Origin of the sequence: Mangrovimicrobium sediminis, from assembly GCF_004745945.1 — a bacterium.
GTDB classification, from domain to species: domain Bacteria; phylum Pseudomonadota; class Gammaproteobacteria; order Pseudomonadales; family Halieaceae; genus Mangrovimicrobium; species Mangrovimicrobium sediminis.
In genome coordinates, this window is the sequence record NZ_SRLE01000008.1 from 246,829 (window position 1) to 270,145 (window position 23,317).

Genomic DNA, 23,317 nt, shown 5'->3' on the forward strand with positions numbered 1-23,317 from the left:
GTATTCTCCTTCGGGGTCAGGCGACGAAACTCTGCGCCAGTGAGCCGATCAGCAACTGCCAGCCGTCCACCAGGACGAACAGCATGAGCTTGAAGGGCATGGAAATCGTCGCCGGCGGCACCATCATCATGCCCAGCGCCATCAGCACACTGGCCACTACCAGGTCGATGATCAGGAACGGGATGAAAATGGTGAAGCCGATCTGGAACGCGGTTTTCAGCTCGCTGGTGATAAACGACGGAATCAGCACCTTGAACGGCACATCGTCGGGACCCTGGAACGCGCCGGCGCCGGACAGCCCGGCGAACATGGCGAGGTCGGTTTCGCGGGTCTGGGCGAGCATGAACTCGCGCATCGGCACGCCGGCGGTCTGCACGAACTCCTCGAAACCGATCTGGTTCTCGCTCATCGGTTTCCAGGCCTCCTCGTAGACCCGGTTGAGCACCGGCGACATGATGAACAGGCTGAGAAACAGGGCCATGCCGATCAGCACCTGGTTGGGCGGCGCCGCCTGGGTGCCCATGGCGGTGCGCAGCAGGCTGAGCACGATGACGATGCGCGTGAAGCTGGTCATCATCAGCAACACAGCCGGCAGGAAGGCCATGCTGCTGAGCAACAGGAGCAGCTGCAGGTTGATCGACCACTCCTGGCCGCCGCCCGCGGTGGGCGTGCTGGTCAGGCCGGTGAGTTGCGCGTGGGCGGGTCCGGCGAGCAGCATCAGCGCCAGGCACAGGGCCAGCGCGATGGCGGGCGGCAGCAGTTTTCTCACGGCTGCTTTCCGGTCGCTGCGGCGCTGTCACCGCCCTGCAGGCGCCCGGCCAGTTGTCTGGCGAACTGGCCCGCCTGGCCGCTGGCAGCCAGTTCCGGGTCCGCCGGTGTCTCGTGCAGTTTGTTGACCTGTCCGCCGCCCACGCCCAGCACCAGCCAGGTGCCGTTGAATTCCACCACTACCACGCGCTCGCGCGGTCCCAGCGAGGTGCTGGCGACCTGGCGCAGCAGCTGGCGGCCGGAGCCGCCGCTGCGATTGAGGCGCCGCAGCAGGTAGCTCAGGGCGAGGATCAGGGCGACGATGAACAGCAGGGAGAGGGCGGTCTTGCCCAGCATCGCCATACTGCTGATGGTATCGACGCCACCGGCGGCGAGAGTGTCCGTTTCCATGTTCGCGTCCGTGCTCAGCGATTGAGTTTCTTGACCCGCTCCGAAGGCGTGATGATGTCGGTGATGCGGATACCGTACTTGTCTTCAACCACCACCACTTCGCCCTGGGCGATCAGGTAGCCGTTGATCAGGATGTCCATGGGGTCGCCGGCCAGGCCGTCGAGTTCCAGCACCGAACCCTGTGCCAGCTCCAGCAGCTGGCGGATGGAAATCTTGGTGCGGCCGAGCTCCACGTTGAGCTTGACCGGGATGTCCATGATGATGTCGAGCTCTCGCGACGAGGTGTTGGCCGCGCTCTGGCCCAGGGGCTGGAACACGTCGCTGCTGCCCTCGCGCACCGCGGGCGGCGGCTCCGGTTCCGGCTCCTGTGCTTCCGCGCCGGCCTCCGCCGCCTGTTGCTCGGCGAGGGCTGCGGCCCAGGGGTCTTCCTCGTCCGCATCATCCGCCGCGGCGGCCTCGCCGTCTGCTGCACCGGCGTCGGCGCTGTCCCCCGCTGCGTCCGCGAACACCGCGTCCGGGTCGATGGCGGCTTCGTCGGCCATCGTCTCCTCCGCCGTGGTTTCTTCGCTTGCTTCACTCATTGTCGTGTCCCCGCGACTAGCCCCGCGCCTGTTCCGGCAGCGGGTTGTTGGTGTAATTGGCCTGGCCGGTGTCGAACACCTCGCGCACGCTCAGTGCGCGGTGGCCGTTGCGGCTGCCATAGCCGCACTCCAGCACCGGCACGCCGTCGATATTGGCCTCGATGCTGTCCGGTAAATCGATGGGCAGGATGTCGCCGATCTTCAGTGACAGTACGTCGCTGATGCGCGTGGTCACATCGACGAAGTCCGCGACTACCTCTACTTCGGTCTCGCGCAGTTCCCAGGACACGCGGTCGCTCCAGGGCACCTCGCCGTCGGGCTGGCTGCGGTCGCGCGGGTTGCTCAGCGTCTCGCGCAGCGGCTCGATCATCGAGTAGGGAATGCAGATCTGGAAACCCATGGAGGCGTTGCCCACGTCCAGGTGGAACTTGGTGTTGACGATCACCTCGTTGGGCGAATTGGTGATGTTGGCGAACTTGGCCTGCATCTCCGAGCGCAGGTACTCCACCTTGATCGGGTAGATCGACTCCCAGGCTTCCTCGTAGGCGCCGATGGCCAGCGACAGCAGGCGCTGGATGATGCGCTGCTCGGTGGCGGTGAACTCGCGTCCCTCGGAGCGGGCGAGAAAGCGCCCGTCGCCGCCGAACAGGTTGTCCACCACCATGAATACCATGGCTGGCGGGAACACGATCAGCGCGGTGCCGCGCAGCGGCTTGATCGAGACCAGGTTGATGTTGGTCGGCACCGGCACATTACGCGAATACTTGCTGTAGCTCTCGTAGACGATCGGGTCCACGGTGATGTCCGCGTTGCGCCGAATCAGGTTGAACAGGGCGATGCGGAACAGCCGCGCAAAGCGCTGGTTGATCATGTCCAGGCCGTGCAGGCGCTCCTTGATGATGCGGTGCTGGGTGCGCGGGTCGTAGGGGCGCGGACGCGCGCCCTTGGGTCCGGCATCCGCCTCCGAATCGTCGTCGCCGCTCACGCTGTTGAGCAGCGCGTCGATCTCATCCTGTACCAGAAAATCGTCTTCAGACATGGTCGCCTACCGCTACTGCACTATGAAGTCCTGGAAGAACACGCTGTCGATCACCAGCTCGGGCTGGGGGTCGGCGAAGGGCTCGCGCATGGTGGCGAGGATCTTCTCCGCGACCATCTGTTTGCCCTCGATGGCGTTGAGCTCCTCGGCGGTCTGCTGCGAGAGCAGGATCAGCATCCGGTTGTTGATGTCGGGCATCTGCGTGAGCAGGAATTTCTCGGTGGTCTCGTCGCCCACCTTGAGCATCAGGCTGGTGTACAGCAGGCGGTCGCCGCGCATGCTCTGGATGTTCACCGTCATCGGGCCCACTTTCACAAAGATGGGATCGACGATCTCCGGGGGCGGCGGTTCCGCGTCCTCCGCACTGGCCTCATCCTTCCCGCCGAGAAAAAAAACGGCGGCGGCTCCACCGCCGCCGCCAAGCAGGAGAAACACTACGACCAGGATGATAATCTTGAGTTTGCCGCCTTTTTTTCCTTCCTCTTCACTCATAACCTTCGTCCAGATGGTTGGTCAGACTTTGGTTCAGTGTACTGACGGCGGCTGTGGACAATGCCCGGAAAAACGCTGGATTTGGGCCCTATTTATAACGAATAGAAACGGCGCAGCGTGCGCCGTTCACAGTTTCAGATATACAGGTTGACCAGCCCGCGCTGCAGTGGCTGGACATTGCCCGCCACGCGCTCCACCGGCTGCAGGGGTTCGTCCGCCGCGGGGGCCTGGCGCTGGAACTCGCGCTCGGGTCCGGGCTGGCTGTCGCGGCGGTCCTGTTGCGAGACATTGGCGTCACCCAGGGCGATGCCCTGCTGGTCCAGCGCCTCACGCAGTTGCGGCAGCGCCTGTTCCACCGCCTGGCGCACGTTCTGGTGGCCGGTGACGAAATGCAGCTGGGCCTGTTTGTCGACCATGGTCAGCTCCACCACCAGCGGGCCCAGTTCGCGCGGGTTGAGGTGCAGGGAAATCTGCCGCTCGCCGCGCAGGGCCATGCCCACCAGCTGGTCCTCGAAGTCCTGTGACCAGGCATCGCTGCCGAACAGGGCCTGGACCTGTGCCGCCCCTGCCGGTGCCGGCGCGGACGAGGTGCTGGCCCCGGCCTGCTGCAGGCTGGCCGCCGCCGCGTTCAGCTGTGTCTCGAAGCGCGCGGCGGGTGCCTCGCGCGAGGTATGTTCGCCGGCCGCGCCCAGTTCCGGCTCGGCGCTGGTGATTGCGGGCTCAGCCTGTCCGTTCAGCCCGTTCAACCCCGGCTTCTGTTGCTCGCTGTTGCGCCAGTTGGGTTGCAGCTCGAGCTCGGCCTCGGCCTCCGGGGTCGCCCCGGCCTGGCCGTCAGTCAGTGCCTTGCCGGGCTGTTGGCCGTTGGCCGCCGCCAGCAGGCCGGGTGCAAAACGCTCCAGGCCAGGCACCGTTGCCGCGGCGCCGGTCTCCGCCTGCCCCGGGCCGGATTGTTGTTGTGCATACTGGTTGTACAGGGCGATCAGCACGCCCAGCGCCTCGGACTGGCCGCCGCCGACACCCAGCTCGCCGTCCACATCCAGGTCGATCTCACCGAGCTGCGACGGGTCGGGCAGCTTGACCTGGGCCAGCGGGTGTTGCATCAGCCAGGGCAGTACGTTGTCGGCGGAGAGCTCGGACAGGCCGAGCGGGTCCAGCCCCGGGAGCTCGCCGGGCAGGGCGCCGGGCAGGCCGAGGTCCTCGACATCGGCGAAATCGGCCAGCAGCTGGTCCAGCCCGGCGGGCAGGGCCTGGTCGCCGCCCAGGGCGTTCTGCCGCAGCTGCTCCAGGATGGCGGCGAAGGCCTGGTCCTGGCCCGGCAGTGGACTGCCGGCGGCGGGGTTGTTGAGTCCGGTGCCGGCGCCGGCGAGTACGGTGATGAGGTTGGCAATCGAATTGTTCATAGTCGCTTCCCGCTTATTGCGTTGTTGTGGTCGCGTCGGATTAACCGTCGGTGTTCTTGCGTTGGTGGATGCGCGTCGCCAGGGCGTCCTGCTCCTTGCGCTCGCGGCGGTCCAGTTCCCTGGCATGCGCCGCCTGGCGGCGCTGTACCAGTGTGTTGAATGACGAGAGCTCGCGCTGGCAGCGGCTCATCTCGGCAAACGAGTCCTCGGTCTGGCGCTGTTGTTTTTCGTGATAGGCGTAGGCGTTGTCGATCGCCTGGTCCAGCGAGACCAGGAAGGACTGGATGTCGCGCACGGTGTGCAGCGGCGTGCCCTTGAGCAGCGCCTGGTTGAGGCGCCGCCGGTACTCCTGGCGGTACTGGGTCAGCATCTCGATCTGATCGCTGATCTGCTGTTCGGTATTGCGCGAGCGGGCCAGTTCGACGCCAGCGCTGTCGCGCAGTTTTTCCGCCTTGCCGATCAGGTATTCCAGTGCCTGGTTGCTCATCAAGCGCCCTCCATCACCCGCGCAAGGGCGGCGGCGGATTCCTCGACCGAGGCGCGTTCGCCGACTCCCTGTTGCAGGAATGCTTCAATTTTCGGGTAGCGGGCTACCGCCGCGTCGAGCTTCTCGTCGTGACCCTGGGCGTAGGCGCCCACGCTGATCAGGTCGTGGTTGCGGCGGTAGACCGAGTAGTTCTGCTTGAGCCGCAGCGCCTGGCGGTACTGCTGCTCGGGGATGATACTGTCGATAGTGCGGCTGACCGAGGCCTCGATATCGATGGCCGGGTAGTGGCCGGATTCCGCCAGCGAGCGCGACAGCACGATGTGGCCGTCGAGGATGGCGCGCGCGGAGTCGGCGATCGGGTCCTGCTGGTCGTCGCCCTCTGTCAACACGGTGTAGATCGCGGTGATCGAGCCGCTGCCCACGGCGCCGTTGCCGGTGCGCTCGATCAGCGCCGGCAGCTTGGCGAACACCGAGGGCGGGTAGCCCTTGGTCGCCGGCGCCTCGCCGATGGCCAGGGCGATCTCGCGCTGGGCCATGGCGTAGCGGGTCAGGGAATCCATAAATAACAGGACGTTGTAGCCCATGTCGCGGAATTCCTCGGCCAGCAGGGTGGCGTAGGTGGCGCCGTGCAGGCGCTGCAGCGGCGAGGCGTCCGCCGGGGCGGCCACCACCACCGAGCGCTGCAGGCCCTCGGGCCCCAGGTTGCGGTCGATGAATTCCTTCACCTCGCGGCCCCGCTCGCCGATCAGTCCGACCACCACCACGTCGGCGGAGGTGTAGCGGGCCATCATGCCCATGAGTACCGACTTGCCCACGCCGGAGCCGGCGAACAGGCCCATACGCTGGCCGTTGCCGATGCTGATCAGCGCGTTGATGGCGCGAATACCGACATCGATCTGGCTCTCGATAGGCTTGCGCGAGAGCGGGTTGATCGGCTCCGGCACCGCCGGGCGGTACTTGCAGCGCAGCGGCGGCCCGCGCCCGTCGATGGGGTTGCCGAAGCCGTCGAGGACGCGCCCCAGAAGCTCCGCCCCCACCGGGTAGCGCTTGCCGTTGCGCTCGCCGTCGCGGTCCAGCGGGTAGACCGCGGCGCCGGGCACCAGGCCCTCGATATCGCCCAGCGGCATCAGGAACAGTTTGTCGGCGCCGAAACCGACCACCTCGGCCTCGGCCACCCGGTGCTGCGCCTCGGTGTGCGGCTCGGTGATGTCGATCAGGCAGTTGCTGCCCAGCGGCAGGCGGATGCCCACCGCTTCCAGCACCAGGCCGGTGGCGCGCACGATGCGCCCGCTGTGGTTGAAATGCGGCACCTGGCCGACGCGCTCGCGCACGCTGCCCAGGGCGCTGAGCCAGAGTTCGCTGTGGCGGTTGCGGGCGGTGGCTTCGCTCATGCCTCGCTCTCCCCCGCGTCGTCCTTGCCGGAAGTATCTTTGTCAGCGGTATCCTGGCCGGCGCCGGGCTGGCGCCGGCGCACTTTGGCGGTGAGCGTGCGCCAGCGCGACTCCCAGGTGGCGTCGATCTGTGACAGCTCGCTCTTCACCAGGCAGCCGCCGCGGCTGACCCGCTCGTCGGGTTTGATCTGCCAGCCCAGCACCGCCAGTTCATCGCCCAGTGCGCTGCGCACTGCGTCGATATCGACCGGGTTGAGCAGCAGTTGCGGGTGGCTGCCGGGGGCGACCTCGCTCTCCAGGATCGAGCGCACCGCGATGGTGGCGATCTCCGGGTGTTCCTCGATGCATTCCAGCGCCATGCTCTGGCCGATGGCCAGGGCCAGTTCCACCAGTTGCCCGGTGACCTCCTCTGACATGTGGCCGAGGGCGTGGGAGAATTCCTCCGCCAGCTCGCCTATCGGTTGCAGCAGTTCCTTGCTGCGCTGTTCCAGTTCTGCCTGGGCCGCCGCGCGACCCTCTGCCAGGCCCGCCTCGTAGCCGGCCTTGCGGCCCTCTTCGCGACCCTCGCGCAGGCCGTCGGCGCGCGCTTTCTTGAACGCCTTGTCCTGCGCCAGGGCGGCGCGCTGGGCGCTGGCCTCGGCCGCCGCCGGCTGCTCCGGCTGTACGGCGGCGCTGCGCGGCTGGCGCGGCTTGTCCAGGCTGTCCATTTCCCAGTGGCGCCAGGGTGAGGCGCCGCCGATGAGTTCCAGGTCGCGACGGGTACTAGACATAGCTCTCGTCCGCGCTTGACAGGATGATCTCGCCCGAATCGGCCATGCGCCGCACTACCTGCAGGATTGTCTTCTGCTCCTCCTCGACCACCGACAGGCGCATCGGGCCGCGCGCCTCCATGTCTTCGATCAACATCTGCGAGGCGCGCTGGGACATGTTGCCGAGGAACTTGTCCACCAGCGACTGCGGTGCACCCTTGAGCGCGACGGTGAGGGTGTTGGTGTCGATTTCCTTGAGCACCAGCTTGATCGAGGCGTCGTCCAGGTTCTCCAGGTTCTCGAACAGGAACATCTCGTCGATGATCTTCTGTACCAGGTCCTCGTCGTAGCCGCGCACGTTCTCGATGATCGCCTCCTCGGTGGAGCTGTTCATCAGGTTGAGGATCTCCGCCGCGGTCTTCACGCCGCCCATCTTGCTGCGCTTGAGGTTCTGGCCGCTGATCATGGTGGTCAGCACCTCGGTGAGGGTCTGCAGGGCGGCCGGCTGCACGCCGCTGAAGGTGGCGATACGCAGCATGATGTCGTTGCGCACCTTCTCCTCGAAGGCGGCGAGGATGTCTGCGGCCTGGCCGCGTTCAAGGTGCACCAGGATGGTGGCGATGATCTGCGGGTGCTCATCGCGGATCATCTCCGCCACGGTGCCCGGGTCGATCAGGTTCAGCGCGTCGATGCCGTTATGGGTGGCCTTGGTTTCGGTGATGTCCTCGATCAGGCTCAGCGCGCGGTCGTTGCCCAGTACTTTCACCAGGATGTTCTGGATGTGGTCGGTGGAGGTCACGCCGAGCACCGAGTACTCCTCGGCCTCCACGTAGAAATCCTCCAGCACATTGGTGACGTCGGCGTGGGACACCTGGCCCACCGTCGCCATCTCCTGGCTGACTTCCTGGATCTCGCGGGAGGACATGTGCTTGAGCACTTCCGCGGTGGCCTCCTCCTCCAGAGAGAGGAGGACGATGGCGCTCTTGCGCAGGCCCGGGAGTCCGCTGCTGCTGTTGTTGCTTGGCTTAGGCATCTTCTTTCATCCAGCCGCGCAGGATCATGGCGATCATGCGCGGGTCGTCGCGGCCAATGCGCCGCAGTTCATCCAACTGTTCCTGGTAGCTCGCCGACTTGTCGACGCGCTTGAAGCCGACCGAGCCGCCGCCGTCGCCGGCGGAGTCCAGGCCCAGGGCGGCCAGCGCTGCCGGGTCGCCGGACAGCGCGGCCATGGTGGTGGCGCGGTCCGGGGCCGGCGGCGAGGAGAACTTGCGCAGCACCGGCTTGACCAGGCGGCGGTAGGCGAACAGCACCAGCACGGCGGCGAGCAGGTAGCGCGCGGCAGCGGTGGCGGTGTTGATGAAGAAGGTCTGCTGCCACCAGGGGGTCGGCTCGATGAGTTCCGGTTGCACCTCGGTGAACGGGCTGTTGATGACCTCGATACGGTCGCCGCGCTGTTCCGAGTAGCCCACGGCCTGCTGCACCAGGCGGGTGATCTGCTGCAGTTCCTCGTCCGGCACCGCCTCGCTGGTCGGGTTGCCCTCGTCGTCGACGCCCGGACGGTTGTTGACCACCACGGCGACGGACAGGCGGCGCAGGCCGCCCATCTGGTGGCGCACGTGGCGAATATTGCGGTCCAGCTCGAAGTTGAACACGCTGTCGCGCTGCAGGCTGGTCTGGTTGCCCAGTTGTTCGCCTGCGACGGCAGCATCGTCCTCCGCGGTGGTCTGCTCGATCGGCGAGGGCGCCCAGTTCGGGGCGGTGTTGCTCAGCGCCCCGGGGATGCCCCTGGCCACGGCCTCGTCGCCGGTGAAATTGGCGCTGGACTGGCTGCTGCGCACGGCGGCGCGGCCCGGTTCGGGATTGGGTGCGTAGGCCTCGCTGGTCTCCTCCACGGCGGAGAAGTCCACGTCGGCGCTGACCTGTACGCGGAAATTGTTCTCGCCGAGCAGCGGCGCGAGGATGTTGTCGACCCGCTCCTGGTAGGACTGCTCCATTTTCTGCGTGTACTTGAGCTGGGTGCCGTCCAACCCGGCCAGGGCGGTATCCGGCTGCGACAGCAGCTCGCCGCGCTGGTCGACCACGGAGACGTTTTCCGCCGCCAGGTCCGCCACCGAACTGGAGATCATGTGGATGATGGCGTTGACCTGCCCCTCGCTGAGGGTGCGCCCGGGGAACAGGTTGAGCACCACCGAGGCCTTGCTCGGCACGCGCTGCTGCACGAACACCGAGGGCTTGGCCATGGCCAGGTGTACGCGCGCGGCGGACACCGGGCCCAGGGATTCCACGGAGCGCGCCAGCTCGCCCTCCAGCCCGCGCTGGAAGTTGACCTGCTCGGCGAACTGGCTGACGCCGAAGGCCTGGTTGTCGAGCAGCTCGAAACCGACCTTGCCACCCTTGGGCAGGCCCTGTTCCGCCAGTTGCAGGCGCAGGGAGTGGACCATTTCCGAGGGCACCATGATGGTCTGGCCGCCGGCGCCGAATTCATAGGGCACCGCGCGGCGGTCGAGCTCGGCGATGATGGCGCCGCCGTCGGCGTCGCTGAGGTTGCTGTACAGCACCTGGTAGGTGGGGCCGGTGGCCCAGAGGATCGCGACCACGGTGATGGCGACGAAGGCCGCCGCCACCAGCAGCAGCGGCAGCACCGACTGCGGGCCGATCAGCGCACTCAGGCGCTCGGCGGACAGCGGTTGCACTGCGGTCTGCTCGGTGTTGCCCAGGGCCACCTGGCCGGCGCTGGGCGTGGCCTGCGCCTGCATGTCGGCGGCGGGGGTGGCGGTGGCTGTAGCGGTCGCTGTGGCCATGCTCAGCGCCCCGCCATGCGCGCTGGGCGCCGGCCGGCCCTGTGGCCCCGGTGCATCGCGCTGTTCAACTGTTTCGTCCTGCCCACGTCCGCGTAACTCCCCTGATTCTTGTGCCGGGCCGGTCTGGCCGGGCTGCGGCCAATGACCCTGAGACTGAATTATGGGAGCGGGGGAGTCCTGCTTATCGGCCGAATAAGCGCGTTTTTTAGCCCCTTATCAAACCAATGATCCGGGCGCGCCGGAACTAGGATGTGCAGCATCAGGAGACCTGTCCGGAGGAGTCAGGCCATGGTGTCACCGGTAGTTCAGACCGCCCTGCGGCAGATGCAGAGCCTTGCTGCGGAGGCGTCCGGCGGTGCGCGGACCGAGCAGCAGCTCGCTACCAGCGTCGGCGAGGGCGGTTTCGCGGAGGAGCTGCGCTCGTCTATCGTGCGCATCAACGAAATGCAGCAGACCGCGCGCGCCGAAGGGCGGGCCTTCCAGGCCGGCGACCCGGGCGTGAGTCTTGACCAGGTCATGGTCGACTCGCAGAAGGCGTCGATCGCCTTCCAGACCGGGGTGCAGGTGCGCAACCGGTTGATCAATGCGTACAAAGAAATCATGAACATGCAGGTTTGATGCGATCTATGTATCTGATTTCAATAAATAAAATACTTTCCTGGGCGGGCTGGCCATACACCTGCCCAGGGCGCGTGCCCTCACGCGGTCTCCTGCAGCAGCACGCCTACCGCCTCGTCCAGGCGCTCGGCCACTGCCAGCACCGCCTCGTTGGGGATCTGGCGGATGACCTCGCCGCTCTCCAGGTCGACGATTCGGGTGACCACGCGGTTGGATTTCTCGCTGAGATCGAACTCCAGCCCGTAGGCCTTGAGTGCCTGGTTGATGCGCGCCACGGGGGCGACCAGATCGTCGAGTTCCGGTTCTGCCGGCGGCACGCTCTCGCTGCTGGCCAGCTTCAGGACGGCTTCGACACGGTCGCCGGTGGCGAACCTCTCACTGTTGTTACGCACCGCCGCGGGATTGACCCCCGGGATGTTCTGGATTTCCAGAGGCATGGTGGACCTCCTCGATTCGTCCTTCACCCGACCTTCAATAGATGTATCGGCACCGTGCAGGCCGACTTTAGCGGGCCGGCGCGCTACCGCGCTGCCCAATCACCGCGAATCCTGCCGGAAACTGCCCGGCCACAAAAAAAGACGCCCCGAAAACGGGGCGTCGAAGTGTGCAGAGCACAAGTTGGACCCAGGATGGGTTTTACCGCAGGAGTGACAGCACGCCCTGGGGCACCTGGTTGGCTTGCGCCAGGACCGAAGTGCCAGCCTGCTGCAGGATCTGCGCACGGGTCATGTTGGACACTTCTACCGCGTAGTCGGCGTCCTCGATGCGTGAGCGGGCTGCCGACAGGTTGGTGGACGTGGTAGCCAGGTTGGTGATCGCAGACTCGAAGCGATTCTGGGCCGCACCCAGCTCGGAACGCATCTGGTCGACTGACTGCAGCGCGTTGTCCAGGCTGGCCAGCGGGTCGGTGGTCAGTTGATCGCCCAGGGTTACAACACCGGTGGTATCGTCGACGGTGGCATCGTAGTACACGGTGTCGCCATCGGCGTTCTGGCCGGTAACCACGTAGCCGGAGGCGTCGTTCAGCGCGAACACCTGCGGGCCGGTGAGGCTGGTGATACCGGAAGTATCGATAGCCACGCTGGTGGTCGGGTCGCTAACCTGGTCCAGGGACGAGCTCAGGTTGGTGGTGCTGAAGGTCGCGGCAGCGGTGCTGTCGTAGTCGACCTGGCCGTAGGTGGCCGAGTTGACGTCGAGGTCGACAGTCGCGTCGTGGTAGGTGGTGCCGCCGTCCAGGCTGACCACGTACTCACCGCTCTCGTTGACGAACAGTTCCGGGGTAGCCGCCGGGTTGTTGTCGACGAAAGAGCCGTTCTCCAGGTCCTGGGCTTCCAGGGTTACGCCGCCGCCGACGGCGACGCCGTCAGTGCCGGTAACCTGGCTGTAGTTAGCCGCAACGCCAGCCGCGGTCACGTCACCGCCGGAACCGTCACCGACCGCCGTGGTGGTGTCGAATTCCAGGGCGCCAGTGGTGGAGTTGTAGGTGGCGTTGAAACCTTCACCGGTGGTCTGGTTGACCACGATGATGTTGTTCGGGTCCGCGGTCTCGACATAGATGTCGTAGGCAGCGGCAGCCGCACCGTCAACGAAAGTGGCGTCGGCAACGTTCAGGGAAGCCGGCACCGTTTCCGTCAGCGGCGTGCTGGACAGCTCGGAGGTGAGCAGGGTGTTCTCCACCTGGAAATCGGCCAGGCCGAGGGTAGAGGAAGACACTTCGCTCAGGTTCAGGGTGATGGTCTCGCCGTCATTGGCGCCCACCTGGATGGTGATGCCCTGCTCGGAGGCGAGTACGCTCACGCCGTTGAAAGAGGTCTCGGCGGAGATGCGGTCGATCTCTTCCAGGCGCAGGCCGATTTCGTCCTGGATGGAGGACAGGTCGCTGGCGCTGTTGGTCTCGTTGGAGGCCTGTACGGTCAGCTCGCGGATGCGCTGCAGGTTGTCGTTAACCTGGTCCAGTGCGCCTTCTGCGGTTTGGGAGATGGAGATACCGTCATTGGCGTTGCGCTGTGCCTGCATCAGGCCCGTGATCTGGGAGGAGATGCGGTTGGCGATAGCCAGGCCAGCGGCGTCGTCTTTGGCGCTGTTGATGCGCAGACCGGAAGACAACCGTTCCATGGCGGTGGACAAAGCGCTCTGAGAGCTGCCCAAGTTCTGTTGGGCGACCAGCGCGGTAATGTTGGTGTTGATAACTGACATGGTCGAATTCCTTTGTGAGTTAGCTGTTCACTGTTGCCGAAGCAGGTATCTGAGCCTTGCCTGGGCACCAACGGCTGAACCGCCGTTAGGCCATGTTTCGGCGGATTTCAAAATCCCTTTAACGGTTTTTCTCTCACGGCTGTCGCCGGCCCGGGTGCAATCGCGCGCGCAGGTAAAGTTATCCGGGAGAGTGACGACTACATACCCAATGACAAATTTCAGGGGTGACGGACTGTGGATGCGGGCCAGACAATGGATGTGACACTGGAGGAAAACCCGGGCGAGGTGCAACGCTGGCTGGGGGTTTTCCAGGAGGCCCGGGGCGCGGTGATGGGCCTGGCCGAGGGCGACGGCGAGTGTTTTCCCGTGGTGGTGCGGCATATCGCCGCCGGCGAACCGCTGCTGGTGGATGTCGGTTCCGTGCCCTTCGCGCGCTCGGCCTTCGAGGCACAGCGCCCGGTGCAGCTGAGCAGCTTCGGCAGCAACGCGCAGGTCACCACCTCCGCCGAGCCGCTGCTGGACCTGGCCATGGCCGAGGGCAAACTCACCGCCAAGCTGGCCTACCCGCAGGCGCTCACCGTGAAGTGGCGGCGCAACGAGTTTCGCGCCGTGCTGCGCCACGAGCTGGTGTGCAAGGTCACCCTGCGCAGCGGGCACGCGAAGGAGCCGCTGGTGGGCACCCTGCGCGATCTCTCCATGGGCGGCTGCCAGGTGGTGTTCCCGCCCCAGGCGGTCTACCTGGACGACGGTGAGGTCTCTACCTACGACCTGAACCTGAAATTCGCCGGCGGCGACGACCTCAGCATCCGCGGCATCCTGCGCCACTGCGAGATCGTGCGCGAGGACTCGCGGGTGCGCGCCGGCTTCCAGTTCGAGAGCGTGAACCACGCGCAGGATCGCCAGCTGTGGTATTTCGTGCGCGAGATCGAGCGCGAGCACGCGCGCGGTGCGCAGGAGGACCGGGAGCGCCCGGCCTCGCCCCTGTTCGCGACCGACAGTTCGGCGGCGCCGGAACCGGCGGAGGCGCCGACCCACGCGACCTCCATGGCGCATCGGCTGTCCGCCGTCGCCACCAGCGTCGGCGTGCAATTGCGCCTGCTCAAGCAGGGTGAAAAGCTCGATGGCTCGGCGATCTCGCGCGCCGCGGACACCCTGCTACGCCTGCTCGAGGCCGATCGTGAAGAGGTTCTTTTTGCGCTGATCTGCCTGCCGGAGCAGCCGCCGGTGGTGCGTCACGGTGTCGCCGTGGCGACGCGCCTGGCGGATATCGGCATTTCCCTGAACATCCCGCGCGACGCCCTCAAGGGCATGACCACCTGTGCCCTGTTGCACGACCTGGGCGCCGAGCTGCGCGGCGGCGGCATGACGCCGGCGGCGCGGGCGGAGCAGGTGTTCTGTATTGCCGACCGCCTGCGCGAGGTGCGCTGGCTGTCGCCGGTGATGATCGCCGAGGTCGTGGAGCAGATCAACGAGCGCCTCGATGGCCGCGGCTATCCGCTGGGCCTGGAGGGCAACAAGCTGAGCGAACTGTCCAAGCTGGCGGCGGTGGTCAACACCATCGATGCCGCCTGTCGCATCAACCCCGAGGGCGGCGAGGAGACCTTCGGCCGGGTCGCCACGCGCCTGGCCACCCAGGAGGCGGCCTATTCCGCCAAATGGGTGAAGCTGTTCTTCGAGCGCTACGGCGCACTGCCGGTGGGCGCCCGGGTCGCCGCCCCCGACGGCGAGCGCTACTGGGTGCGGCGCCTGGACGAGTGCCGGCGCGTGGCCCAGCTGGTGCCCTGCGCAGACCAGCAGGTGCCCAGCGCGGAGCTGGTCGCGCGCAGTGTGCAGGGCGAGGCGCTGGCCGATATCGGCGAGCTGCGCGAGGTCACCGCGGGCCTGTAAACGAGCCGCGCAACGTCCCTGCACGAGGCGCCCTCGGGGCGCCGCAGAAACGTGAAATTTATCGCAAAAAGGGTAAATTTCGCCCCCCCGCAGCCGATACCCAAAAGCAGAGCAGCTGGCCGCGCAAGCCCCCGGGCACAGGCGGTCCGCACAAGGAGTACCGGGAGAGACTTATGTCCACAATCAGCGCGCTGGGAATCGGTTCAGGCCTCGACCTGAACGGCCTGCTGGACCAGCTCGAAACGGCGGAACGCGAGAAACTGGTTCCCATTGTCGAGCAGAAGAACAGCTACCAGTCGAAGATTTCCGCCTTCGGCCAGCTTCGCTCATCCCTTGCCTCGTTCCAGGCCGCGGCTGAGAAACTCAACAACAGCAGCCTGTTCGGAGGCGTCAAGAGCTCGGTGAGCGGTGACGCCCTGACCGCGGCGGCCACCAGCGGCGCCCAGCCGGGCAGCTACCAGGTCAATGTCTCGCAACTGGCACGCGCCTACAGCGTGGCCACCGCCGGCGTTGCCGACCGCGATGCGGATCTCGGCGCGGGCACTGTGAGCATCAGCCTGGCCAACGGCGACAGCCTGAGCGTGGAGCTCGGCGCCGAGGACAGCTCCCTGGAGGCACTGCGCGACGCCATCAACGAACAGGACGCCGGGGTGCGCGCCAGCATCGTCAATGACGGCGGCGACAGCCCCTACCGCCTGGTGCTCACCTCCGCCACCGAGGGCGAGGATGCGGCGATCAGCTCGGTGGACTTCGGCGACCTGTCCGCCAGCCTGGCGCTGGACCCGGTCACCGAGGTGACCGCGCGCAACGCTGAATTCAGTGTCAACGGCGTGGATGTCACCAGCCAGACCAACCAGGTCGAGGGCGCCCTGGAGGATATCACCCTGGTGCTGGCCGAAGAGGGCGAGGCCACGGTGACCATCAACCCGAACACCAAGGCCATCGAGGACGCCATCACCGGCTTCGTCTCGGCCTACAACAAGCTGCAGAACAGCATTGGCGACCTGACCCGGTTCGATGCGGACAGCGGCGTTGCCGGCCAGTTGCTGGGCGACAACACGCTGCGCTCGGTGAGCACACGCCTGCGCTCGGTGTTTGTCGAGGGCGTCGAAGAGGGCGCATTGCAGCGCCTGACCGACGTCGGCATCACGCTGCAACTGGATGGCACCCTGGAGATCGACGAGGAGGCCCTGGGCGAACTGGTCGAGACCGGCCTGTCCGACCTGCAGGACTTTTTCGCCGGCGATAGCAGCACCTCTGGCCTTGCCGGCAAGCTCGGCGGCACCCTGGATGACATGCTCGAGAGTAGCGGCCTGCTGGAAACCGCCACCGGCGGCCTGGAGTCGCGCATCGACTCGCTGGATGACCGCTACGACCGGGTCGAGCTGAGTATCGAACGCACCATGAACCGCTACCGCATGCAGTTTGCACAACTGGACAGCCTGGTGGCGAACATGAATTCGACCAGCAGCTACATCGCGCAGCAGTTCGACATCCTCAACGCACAATTGAACCAGTAACCGGTGCGTCCGGCGCACCCCAAGCCATCCAGGTACGGCAGGAGTAAGTGATGATTTCTCAATTCGGCTCAGGTAAGGGAGCCAGCGCCTACGCCAAGGTAGGCGTGGAGAGCGGCGTGATGTCCGCCGACCCGCACCACCTCATCGTGATGCTGTTCGACGGCCTGGAGACCTGCATCCGCAGCGCGCGCAGCCACCTGCTCGCCGGCAATATCGCCGGCAAGGGCGAGGCGATTTCCCGCGCCATCGATATCGTCAACCGCGGCCTGATCGCGGCGCTGGATACCGAGAAGGGCGGTGACGTGGCGGTGAACCTGGGGCGCATCTACGAGTATGTGAGCCTGCTGCTGCTGCGCGCGAACCTGCACAACGATGCCGAGGCGCTCGATGAGGCCGAGCGCCTGATCGGCGATATCAGTTCCGCCTGGCGCGAGCTGGGCCTGCGGGAAAAGACCGGGTAAGACCATGCAACAACAGATGGACTGGATCGACGACGCCCTGGGCGAGCAGACACTGGCGCTCTACGACGACCTGCGCCTGAGTTCCCGGCGTATGCTCAACCGCGCCGAACAGCGCTGCTGGGCGAGCCTGGCCGACGAGGAAGTGGAGTTCTTCAAGGCCTACGAGCGCATCATGGAGAACGAGAGCGTCATCGATTACAGCGAGGAACAACTGCAGCGCCGCGAGCGCATGCTCGGCGAAATCTTCGACGGCGTGCAGCGCACCCGCGGCCTGCTCAGCTCACGACAAACGGAACTGTCCAGGGAAATGGCCCACGAGGCGCTGCCCTTTCGCACGCGCTACTCCACCGCCGGCGGTCATCTGGGGGCCCGTGTCCTGGTGAACTGAATGAGCGGGCTGACGCCGATATTGGACACCCTGCTCACCCAGGTGCTGGGGCGGCGTGCCGACGTGCAGACCGCGGCCTTCCGCGCGGCGGAACAGGCCGTGGGCGAGGTGCGTCCCGGCGCGCCGGCGCGACCGGTGGAAAGCGATTCGCGTCTCGACCCGCGCGTGCTGGACCCGCGCCTGGCCGGACCGCGTGGTGCCGAGGCGAAGGATGCGTCATCGCGTGTCGGCCAACCCCCTGCCGGCGCTGCCGAAAACACCCCCGCTCGCGGTGCCGAGCGCCTCGCCGAGCGCGCCAGCGTCACCGAGTTGAGTACCTCCGCAAGAATCATCTCACGCCTGCTGCAACCGGCGCGCGGCGACCTGCCGTCGGTCATCCGGGCGCCGGGCCAGCTGCTCGACCCCGCCGCGGGCGAGCCGCGCGCGGACCAGCTCGCCCAGCGCCTGGGGCAGAGCATTCGCAGCAGCGGCCTGTTTTACGAATCCCATCTCAACCAGTGGTTCCAGGGCAAGCTGCCGGCGTCGGAGCTGGCCCGCGAGCCGCAGATGCGCCTGTTGCCGGCCCCCGCCGCTGCCGCGCGCGAGGCCGCGCCGCAATCCAGCGTGCCCGGTGAGGGCGGCGTGCGCGTGACGCTGGAATCGCCGCGCGGGGCGCTGCCGGCGAGTCCCGGTACCGCCGCGACGTCCACCGCGCCGGATGTCGCGCCCGAGGGGCCGGCGAAGATCGTCGCGAATTCCGCCCGCGAGGCGCTGGCGCGGCTGGTGGAATTCGACCTCGAGCTGCCCGCGGACAGCCCGTCCCGGGACACCAGGCTGGCGCCGGAAGCGCAGGAGCGCATCCAGTCCATCGTGCGTCACCAGCTGGAAATGCTCGGCACGCCGGTGCTGAAGTGGGAGGGCGAGGTCAGCAACGGTTTCCTCATGTTCATGGAGATCACCCTGCCGCAGTACGACCCGGAGGACGGCGTGGAGCGCGACGCCGACGGCCAGCGCCAGCGCGAGGCCGCCGGCCAGTGGTCGACCAACATCGAGCTGGAACTGCCGCTGCTCGGCGAAGTCGCGATTTCCCTGCGCCACTCGCCCGGCGCCCTGGCGATGGACATCGCCACGGCGCAGGAGGATACCGCCGAATTGCTGCGCCGCGAGGCCGACCAGGTGATACAGCGGCTCGAGGCGATGGGCTTCGCCGCCCCCGCGGTGCGCGTGGTGGTCGCCAGCCAGGAGGACGCCGATGGCTGGGCCAAGTGACGACCAGCGCCCGCGCAGTGCGGTGGCGCTGCGCTACGACGCCGCGCGCGACAACGCGCCGCGGGTGGTGGCGCAGGGCTACGGCGAACTGGCCGAGCGCATTATCGAGGAGGCCCGGCGCCACGGCGTGTTCGTGCACGACTCGCCGGAACTGGTCGGCCTGCTCATGAACCTCGACCTCGACGAGGTGATTCCCCCCGAACTGTACCTGGTGGTCGCGGAACTGCTGGTGTGGCTGTCCTCGCTGGAGCGCGGCGAGGCCGAGGCGCTGGCGCCGGGCCAGATCCTGGTGCAGGACGAGGCCGGCTGACCCCCGCCGCCGCGCGCCCTGCGCTGCCCGAATGCGCAATCTGCAAGCCGGTTATCAGTTTGGGCATGCGCCCGGCGGGCACTGCCGGCAACCGTTGCGCCGCGCAGCCTGCCAAGCTAAAGTGGCGAAAAAGAAGCCACAATAACCACCGTAGCACCGCGACGACCGGGAAGTCTGTCTGGCTTGAAACGCAGGAGCGGGAATGGCCGTATTGTACCTCGTTGTCACCGCGTTCGGCAGGAACACGCATGCTGGACAGTGAGACGTTGAATGAAATCCAGGAGCTGAACATGACGTACCTGCTCCTGGCCAAGCAACTCCTCTCTGAAGATCGCGAGGCGGGCATTTTCCGGCTTGGCGTTACCGAGGAGGTGGCTGACTACATCCTCTCCCTGTCCGCCAAGAAACTCGCCCAGATCTCCCGCACCAGCCAGTTCATCTGCACCCTGCGCATCGAGGATGTCGCAGAACTCGAGGCCACCGTCGCCAGTCACCGCGACTACCTCGCCACCCCGAGCCACCAGGCAATGCTGCTGGCTTCCAAGGCAGCCAAGGGCTGAAACCCCTGGGCTGGCGCGCGCCATGACCACCAAGAACATCGCCGAGGAAGCCCGCCAGGTGCAGATGTGCATCGAGCTGATCGACCTCGGCGCCCGCCTGCAGGTGCTCGAGGTGGAGTCCGATTTAAGCCGCGGGCGCCTGCTCAAGCTGTACAAGGAAGTGCGCGGCGAATCGCCGCCCAAGGGCATGCTGCCGTTCTCCGCGGACTGGTTCCTGACCTGGATGCCGAACATCCACGCCTCGCTGTTTTTCAATATCTACCGCACCATCCACGCCATCAGCCACGCCGAGCGTATCGACGATTTCATCAAGGCCTATCGGCTGTACCTGGAGCAGCTGTCGCTGGACAAGCTGGAACCGGTGCTGTCGCTGACCCGGGCCTGGACCCTGCTGCGTTTCTACGAGAGCGAGATTCTCGACCTGGCCACCTGCGAAAGCTGCGGCGCCGACTACATTCGTCACGCCCAGGACCTCAAGCAGGGATTCGTGTGCGGGATCTGCCAGCCGCCCTCGCGCGCCGGCAAGACGCTCAAGGGCCCAGAGGACTAAAAAAGCGGAATGGTGAGTGTGCGGCTGCCCGCCCGGGAGGCGGGTGCCGCACTCAGCTGTTGCCGGTCTGGCGGTTGACCGCGCCGTGCAGCCAGTAGACGTTGTTGGCCTCGCGGCGCCAGGCGTCCGGCCAGTCGTAGTGCTGCACCCACTCCATGAACTGCTCTGCCGGCAGCGGCGGCTGGATACCGTAGCCCTGGCCATACTCGCAACCCATGCGCAGCAGCATCAGGCCGTGGTCGTCGGTTTCCACGCCCTCGGCGATCACCTTGCGGCCGAAGGCCTGGGCGAGGTTGATCACGCCCTCCACCAGCGAGCGGCTCTCGGCGTCGGTGGGCATGTCGATGATGAACGAGCGGTCGATCTTCAGCGTGTTCGAGGGCAGCTGCTTGAGGTAGGTCAGCGAGGCGTAGCCGGTACCGAAGTCGTCCAGTGACACCGCCACGCCCAGTTCCTGGCACTCCTTGATCACCCGGGTCACCGTGTCCAGGTCGGTGAGGGCGGTGGATTCCAGGATCTCCAGTTCGAGCATCGCCGGTGCCACCCCGGGCTGGGCGGCCAGGGCCTGCTGCACATCGCTGACGAAATTCGGGCTCTGCAGGTAGCCGCCGTCGATGTTGACGCTGACCGGGATGTCCAGGCCGTGCTGCTGGAAGATGGCGACCTGCTGCAGCGCCTCGCGGATCACCCAGCGGTCGATGGCCTCGGCCTGGGCGGTGCCCTCGACCAGCGGCAGGAAGCGTGCCGGTGCCAGCAGGCCCTCCTCGGGGTGCTGCCAGCGCACCAGGGCCTCGGCACCGATCACCTCGCCGCTGCGCATGTTCACCTTCGGCTGGTAGTACAGTACGAACTCGTTGTCCTGTACCGCGTACTCGATGCGCTGCACCTGGCGGCGGCGCGAGTGCTCGACCTTGCGCTTCTCGATGTCGAACATCTCGAAGCGGTCGCGGCCGTTTTCCTTGGCCAGGTACATGGCCTGGTTGGCGTGGCGCAGCAGGCTGTCCGGGTCGCCGTCGTCGCGCGGGTAGAGGGAGATGCCCATGCTGGCCGAGAGGTAGACCTTGTGCCGGTCGCTCAGCGTGTAGGTGCCGCGCACGCCGCACAGGATGCGGTCGGCATGCGCCTGGCACTCGTTGAGGTCGAGCAGTTCGTTGAGTACCACCGCGAACTCGTCGCCGCCGATGCGTGCCACGTAGTCGGAGGGCCGGGCCAGCGATTTGAGCTTGTTCGCCACCAGGGTGAGCAGTTCGTCGCCCATGGTCTGGCCGAGGCGCTCGTTGGTGGCGTTGAAGCCGTCCACGTCGATATAGCAGATCGCCATGGCGCGTCCGAACAGCTGGGCGCGGCCCATGCTGGCGTGCAGGTCCTTGTGCAACTGGGCGCGGTTGGGCAGGCCGGTGAGGTGGTCGGTACAGGCGATTTTTTCCAGGCGATGTTTCTGCTCGACGCTCTCGGTGACGTCGGTGACGACCGCCACATAGCACTTGGGCTTGCCGTGGGCATCGCGAATGGTGGCGATGCGCTCGCGCGCCGCGAACAGCTCGCCGTCGCGGGTCTTGTTCCACACCTTGCCCTGCCAGTAGCCCTCGCGGCGCAGCTTGCGCAGCAATTCGCGGTAGAACTCGTTGTCGTTGCCGTCGGCCTTGAGGATGCGCGGCGACTGGCCCATCACCTCCTCCTTGCGGTAGCCGGTGATGGCGGTGAATACCGGGTTGACGTCGATGATGCGGAACTTGTCGTCCATGATGATCAGCGCGTCGGAGATGTTCTCCCAGGCGGTGCGTACCACCTGGCTCTGGTCCTCGCGCCGGGCGCGGTCGCTGATATCGTGCAGGATCGAGGTGTAGCCAACCGGGCGGTTGTGCTTGTCACGCTCGCAGATCATGCTCGACTCGATCATGCGGGTGACGCCGTCGCTGCCGGTGACGCGGAAGGTATAGGTACTCTCGTGGGGAATCATGTCGTCGGACTGGTGCGCCCCCATCATCTTCTGGATGTCTTCCGGGTGCACGTTGGCGAGGGTCGATTCCAGGGTCAGCAGGCCGGTGCTGGACATGCCCAGCAGCTTGCGCGCGACGTCGTCGATCTTGATTTCCTTGGTTTTGCTGTAGTACTCGATGATGCCGATGCTCGCACTGGCCTGCGCGCAGCTCAGGCGGTCGTTGCTGCGGCGCAGCGCCAGGTTGATCGCCGCGGACTCGCGCAGGGCCCGGTCACGCTGCCCGGTGATGGCCACCACCAGCGCAAACAGGATGAAGTCGAAGAGCAGCGCCCCGCCGGCGACCCAGTAGGGGTTGCGCGTACCCATCAGCTCGTCGAAATTCCCGTTGCTGCGCAGGTCCAGCAGCCACTCGCGGCCGGCAACCTCAACGGAGGTGCGGCTGTTGCGCGCGCCGCTGGCGGCTGCCTCCCAGTTCTCCGAGGTGAACAGGACCTGCCGGCCATCGTCCATCGCCGCATCCTGGACGCGGATTTCCAGCGCCGGCTGCGGGGCGCGCAACAGGCTGGCGAACAGGTCGGAGGCGCGAAACGGCGTATAGACGAAACCGAGCAGGGCCTCCCGCCGCTCGGCGAGGCTGGCGGGCAGGTCACCGGTGCGGTAGACCGGCAGGAAGGCGATCACGCCGGGCGCGCTTTCCTCGACTGTTGCGTGCAGGGCCTTGACCGGTCCGGAGACCGCCAGTGCCCCGCTGTCGCGGGCGCGGTCCATGGCCTCGCGCAGTAGCGGGTCCGAGTACATGTCGTAGCCGAATACCCTGCGGTTGCGCCAGTCCATCGGCTCCATGTATATGATGGTGCTGTAGCGGTCGCGGGCGCCGGCCGGCGTGACGCGGAAGTCCGGGAAACCCTCGCCGCGGACCCTGTCGACCATCTGCGGTACTTCCTCCGGCAGCATCACCTGGGCGAAGCCTATCGAGGCCAGGTCCGGGTAGCGGTGGCTGAGGTCCATGGCGGTGACGAAGGAGGCCCACTCGCGGCGCTCCGGTACCCGCTCCAGGGTATCGAACAGCGCGACGACGCCGGACAGGGCCTGGTCATAGCGTTGCAGGCGGGCCTCGGCGTTGGCCTGGGCGTCGCTCACCAGGTACTCGAACTTGTTGTCCAGTCGGTGCTCGCGGGCGAGCAGGATGAGCGTGGTGCCGCCGATGGTCAGCACAAGGGTGAGGGCGAGGACGCTCCAGGCGATGACGTTGCCGCGCGCTGGAACGCCCGGCGACGAGCCGACGGGCTCCGTCTCCTCCTCGTTAGTTGTTGGGCCCGGAGGCGGTAGTGCGGTCATTTCGGGGGTGTCTCTGCGGCATGGGCCGTTGCAATCCACTCTAGGGGAGTATCTCGGCATCGCGGGGGGCAACTTTAGACCGCCTTGCCCCCGCCGGAATGGACCCATCCTGCGCCTGTTCGCACGAATTCATTGCCCGGAAATAGGCCGCCTTTTCCCATCTTATCGACGCAATAGACACGGCTGCTTCGCCATATGCTG

General features: G+C 66.5%; 23 protein-coding genes. 9 read left to right on the forward strand and 14 right to left on the reverse strand.

Annotation, left to right across the window (positions count from 1 at the left end; translation table 11 throughout):
- Nucleotides 1-16 precede the first annotated feature (16 nt).
- From fliP to fliF, 11 genes are all read right to left on the reverse strand, one after another.
- The gene (gene fliP / locus E4634_RS12770) at nucleotides 17-769 is read right to left on the reverse strand and encodes a flagellar type III secretion system pore protein FliP (protein WP_276606628.1); all 753 of its coding nucleotides are present in this window, start codon (nucleotides 767-769) and stop codon (nucleotides 17-19) included.
- Nucleotides 766-1,158 (reverse strand): flagellar biosynthetic protein FliO, encoded by a 393-nt coding sequence (gene fliO / locus E4634_RS12775; protein ID WP_135444466.1) that lies wholly within the window; start codon nucleotides 1,156-1,158, stop codon nucleotides 766-768. Before fliO ends, fliP begins: the two co-directional genes overlap by 4 nt.
- A gap of 14 nt (nucleotides 1,159-1,172) precedes the next feature.
- Entirely contained in the window at nucleotides 1,173-1,667 is a 495-nt protein-coding gene (gene fliN, locus E4634_RS12780) for a flagellar motor switch protein FliN (protein ID WP_240725175.1), read from the reverse strand.
- A gap of 88 nt (nucleotides 1,668-1,755) precedes the next feature.
- On the reverse strand, nucleotides 1,756-2,778 hold the full coding sequence (fliM, locus tag E4634_RS12785; protein ID WP_135444468.1) for a flagellar motor switch protein FliM: 1,023 nt from the start codon (nucleotides 2,776-2,778) through the stop codon (nucleotides 1,756-1,758).
- Between the two features lie 12 nt (nucleotides 2,779-2,790).
- Complete coding sequence (locus E4634_RS12790) at nucleotides 2,791-3,270, reverse strand: flagellar basal body-associated FliL family protein (protein ID WP_135444470.1); 480 nt, start codon at nucleotides 3,268-3,270, stop codon at nucleotides 2,791-2,793.
- Between the two features lie 134 nt (nucleotides 3,271-3,404).
- Nucleotides 3,405-4,670 (reverse strand): flagellar hook-length control protein FliK, encoded by a 1,266-nt coding sequence (locus E4634_RS12795; RefSeq protein WP_135444472.1) that lies wholly within the window; start codon nucleotides 4,668-4,670, stop codon nucleotides 3,405-3,407.
- A gap of 40 nt (nucleotides 4,671-4,710) precedes the next feature.
- The gene (gene fliJ / locus E4634_RS12800; protein ID WP_135444473.1) at nucleotides 4,711-5,157 is read right to left on the reverse strand and encodes a flagellar export protein FliJ; all 447 of its coding nucleotides are present in this window, start codon (nucleotides 5,155-5,157) and stop codon (nucleotides 4,711-4,713) included.
- Nucleotides 5,157-6,548, reverse strand: a complete 1,392-nt coding sequence (gene fliI, locus E4634_RS12805; RefSeq protein ID WP_135444475.1) for a flagellar protein export ATPase FliI — start codon at nucleotides 6,546-6,548, stop codon at nucleotides 5,157-5,159. Before fliI ends, fliJ begins: the two co-directional genes overlap by 1 nt.
- A complete protein-coding gene (locus tag E4634_RS12810; RefSeq protein WP_135444477.1) occupies nucleotides 6,545-7,318 on the reverse strand; it encodes a FliH/SctL family protein in 774 nt (257 codons plus the stop codon). The genes fliI and E4634_RS12810 overlap by 4 nt, the downstream gene beginning before the upstream one ends.
- Complete coding sequence (gene fliG / locus E4634_RS12815) at nucleotides 7,311-8,330, reverse strand: flagellar motor switch protein FliG (protein ID WP_135444479.1); 1,020 nt, start codon at nucleotides 8,328-8,330, stop codon at nucleotides 7,311-7,313. Before fliG ends, E4634_RS12810 begins: the two co-directional genes overlap by 8 nt.
- Nucleotides 8,323-10,098, reverse strand: a complete 1,776-nt coding sequence (gene fliF, locus E4634_RS12820; RefSeq protein WP_206046875.1) for a flagellar basal-body MS-ring/collar protein FliF — start codon at nucleotides 10,096-10,098, stop codon at nucleotides 8,323-8,325. The genes fliG and fliF overlap by 8 nt, the downstream gene beginning before the upstream one ends.
- 288 nt (nucleotides 10,099-10,386) lie before the next feature.
- Between fliF and fliE the strand changes: the two genes are divergently transcribed.
- Nucleotides 10,387-10,716 (forward strand): flagellar hook-basal body complex protein FliE, encoded by a 330-nt coding sequence (gene fliE, locus E4634_RS12825; RefSeq protein ID WP_135444481.1) that lies wholly within the window; start codon nucleotides 10,387-10,389, stop codon nucleotides 10,714-10,716.
- A gap of 80 nt (nucleotides 10,717-10,796) precedes the next feature.
- Here fliE and E4634_RS12830 read toward each other — a convergent pair whose 3' ends face one another.
- The gene (locus E4634_RS12830; protein ID WP_135444483.1) at nucleotides 10,797-11,153 is read right to left on the reverse strand and encodes a flagellar protein FlaG; all 357 of its coding nucleotides are present in this window, start codon (nucleotides 11,151-11,153) and stop codon (nucleotides 10,797-10,799) included.
- 199 nt (nucleotides 11,154-11,352) lie between these two features.
- Nucleotides 11,353-12,912, reverse strand: a complete 1,560-nt coding sequence (locus E4634_RS21985; protein WP_135444485.1) for a flagellin N-terminal helical domain-containing protein — start codon at nucleotides 12,910-12,912, stop codon at nucleotides 11,353-11,355.
- 252 nt (nucleotides 12,913-13,164) lie between these two features.
- Between E4634_RS21985 and E4634_RS12840 the strand changes: the two genes are divergently transcribed.
- The 8 genes from E4634_RS12840 to flhC all read left to right on the forward strand — a co-directional run bounded on the left by E4634_RS12840 (nucleotide 13,165) and on the right by flhC (nucleotide 19,836).
- The gene (locus E4634_RS12840; RefSeq protein WP_135444487.1) at nucleotides 13,165-14,799 is read left to right on the forward strand and encodes a PilZ domain-containing protein; all 1,635 of its coding nucleotides are present in this window, start codon (nucleotides 13,165-13,167) and stop codon (nucleotides 14,797-14,799) included.
- Nucleotides 14,800-14,972: 173 nt separating this feature from the next.
- A complete protein-coding gene (gene fliD / locus E4634_RS12845) occupies nucleotides 14,973-16,319 on the forward strand; it encodes a flagellar filament capping protein FliD (RefSeq protein WP_135444489.1) in 1,347 nt (448 codons plus the stop codon).
- A 50-nt stretch (nucleotides 16,320-16,369) separates the two neighbouring features.
- Nucleotides 16,370-16,780, forward strand: coding sequence for a flagellar export chaperone FliS (gene fliS, locus E4634_RS12850; protein ID WP_206046876.1), 411 nt, complete (start codon nucleotides 16,370-16,372; stop codon nucleotides 16,778-16,780).
- A 4-nt stretch (nucleotides 16,781-16,784) separates the two neighbouring features.
- On the forward strand, nucleotides 16,785-17,168 hold the full coding sequence (locus E4634_RS12855; RefSeq protein ID WP_135444493.1) for a hypothetical protein: 384 nt from the start codon (nucleotides 16,785-16,787) through the stop codon (nucleotides 17,166-17,168).
- On the forward strand, nucleotides 17,169-18,416 hold the full coding sequence (fliK, locus tag E4634_RS12860) for a flagellar hook-length control protein FliK (RefSeq protein ID WP_135444495.1): 1,248 nt from the start codon (nucleotides 17,169-17,171) through the stop codon (nucleotides 18,414-18,416). It begins immediately after the preceding gene.
- On the forward strand, nucleotides 18,400-18,726 hold the full coding sequence (locus tag E4634_RS12865; RefSeq protein ID WP_135444497.1) for an EscU/YscU/HrcU family type III secretion system export apparatus switch protein: 327 nt from the start codon (nucleotides 18,400-18,402) through the stop codon (nucleotides 18,724-18,726). The genes fliK and E4634_RS12865 overlap by 17 nt, the downstream gene beginning before the upstream one ends.
- Before the next feature lie 248 nt (nucleotides 18,727-18,974).
- Complete coding sequence (gene flhD, locus E4634_RS21495; RefSeq protein ID WP_167854894.1) at nucleotides 18,975-19,286, forward strand: flagellar transcriptional regulator FlhD; 312 nt, start codon at nucleotides 18,975-18,977, stop codon at nucleotides 19,284-19,286.
- A 22-nt stretch (nucleotides 19,287-19,308) separates the two neighbouring features.
- The gene (gene flhC, locus E4634_RS12875; protein ID WP_135444501.1) at nucleotides 19,309-19,836 is read left to right on the forward strand and encodes a flagellar transcriptional regulator FlhC; all 528 of its coding nucleotides are present in this window, start codon (nucleotides 19,309-19,311) and stop codon (nucleotides 19,834-19,836) included.
- Between the two features lie 52 nt (nucleotides 19,837-19,888).
- Here the strand turns inward: flhC and E4634_RS12880 are convergent, their stop codons facing one another.
- A complete protein-coding gene (locus E4634_RS12880) occupies nucleotides 19,889-23,116 on the reverse strand; it encodes a bifunctional diguanylate cyclase/phosphodiesterase (protein WP_167854895.1) in 3,228 nt (1,075 codons plus the stop codon).
- Nucleotides 23,117-23,317 lie beyond the last annotated feature (201 nt).

What these genes read in the sequence shown, in the direction of transcription:
- fliO (WP_135444466.1), bottom strand. Translation starts at nt 1,158, where the DNA reads ATGGAAACGGACACTCTCGCCGCCGGTGGCGTCGATACCATCAGCAGT.
- fliM (WP_135444468.1), bottom strand. Translation starts at nt 2,778, where the DNA reads ATGTCTGAAGACGATTTTCTGGTACAGGATGAGATCGACGCGCTGCTC.
- E4634_RS12790 (WP_135444470.1), bottom strand. Translation starts at nt 3,270, where the DNA reads ATGAGTGAAGAGGAAGGAAAAAAAGGCGGCAAACTCAAGATTATCATC.
- E4634_RS12795 (WP_135444472.1), bottom strand. Translation starts at nt 4,670, where the DNA reads ATGAACAATTCGATTGCCAACCTCATCACCGTACTCGCCGGCGCCGGC.
- fliJ (WP_135444473.1), bottom strand. Translation starts at nt 5,157, where the DNA reads ATGAGCAACCAGGCACTGGAATACCTGATCGGCAAGGCGGAAAAACTG.
- fliI (WP_135444475.1), bottom strand. Translation starts at nt 6,548, where the DNA reads ATGAGCGAAGCCACCGCCCGCAACCGCCACAGCGAACTCTGGCTCAGC.
- E4634_RS12810 (WP_135444477.1), bottom strand. Translation starts at nt 7,318, where the DNA reads ATGTCTAGTACCCGTCGCGACCTGGAACTCATCGGCGGCGCCTCACCC.
- fliG (WP_135444479.1), bottom strand. Translation starts at nt 8,330, where the DNA reads ATGCCTAAGCCAAGCAACAACAGCAGCAGCGGACTCCCGGGCCTGCGC.
- fliF (WP_206046875.1), bottom strand. Translation starts at nt 10,098, where the DNA reads ATGGCCACAGCGACCGCTACAGCCACCGCCACCCCCGCCGCCGACATG.
- fliE (WP_135444481.1), top strand. Translation starts at nt 10,387, where the DNA reads ATGGTGTCACCGGTAGTTCAGACCGCCCTGCGGCAGATGCAGAGCCTT.
- E4634_RS12830 (WP_135444483.1), bottom strand. Translation starts at nt 11,153, where the DNA reads ATGCCTCTGGAAATCCAGAACATCCCGGGGGTCAATCCCGCGGCGGTG.
- E4634_RS21985 (WP_135444485.1), bottom strand. Translation starts at nt 12,912, where the DNA reads ATGTCAGTTATCAACACCAACATTACCGCGCTGGTCGCCCAACAGAAC.
- E4634_RS12840 (WP_135444487.1), top strand. Translation starts at nt 13,165, where the DNA reads ATGGATGTGACACTGGAGGAAAACCCGGGCGAGGTGCAACGCTGGCTG.
- fliD (WP_135444489.1), top strand. Translation starts at nt 14,973, where the DNA reads ATGTCCACAATCAGCGCGCTGGGAATCGGTTCAGGCCTCGACCTGAAC.
- fliS (WP_206046876.1), top strand. Translation starts at nt 16,370, where the DNA reads ATGATTTCTCAATTCGGCTCAGGTAAGGGAGCCAGCGCCTACGCCAAG.
- E4634_RS12855 (WP_135444493.1), top strand. Translation starts at nt 16,785, where the DNA reads ATGCAACAACAGATGGACTGGATCGACGACGCCCTGGGCGAGCAGACA.
- fliK (WP_135444495.1), top strand. Translation starts at nt 17,169, where the DNA reads ATGAGCGGGCTGACGCCGATATTGGACACCCTGCTCACCCAGGTGCTG.
- E4634_RS12865 (WP_135444497.1), top strand. Translation starts at nt 18,400, where the DNA reads ATGGCTGGGCCAAGTGACGACCAGCGCCCGCGCAGTGCGGTGGCGCTG.
- flhD (WP_167854894.1), top strand. Translation starts at nt 18,975, where the DNA reads ATGCTGGACAGTGAGACGTTGAATGAAATCCAGGAGCTGAACATGACG.
- flhC (WP_135444501.1), top strand. Translation starts at nt 19,309, where the DNA reads ATGACCACCAAGAACATCGCCGAGGAAGCCCGCCAGGTGCAGATGTGC.
- E4634_RS12880 (WP_167854895.1), bottom strand. Translation starts at nt 23,116, where the DNA reads ATGACCGCACTACCGCCTCCGGGCCCAACAACTAACGAGGAGGAGACG.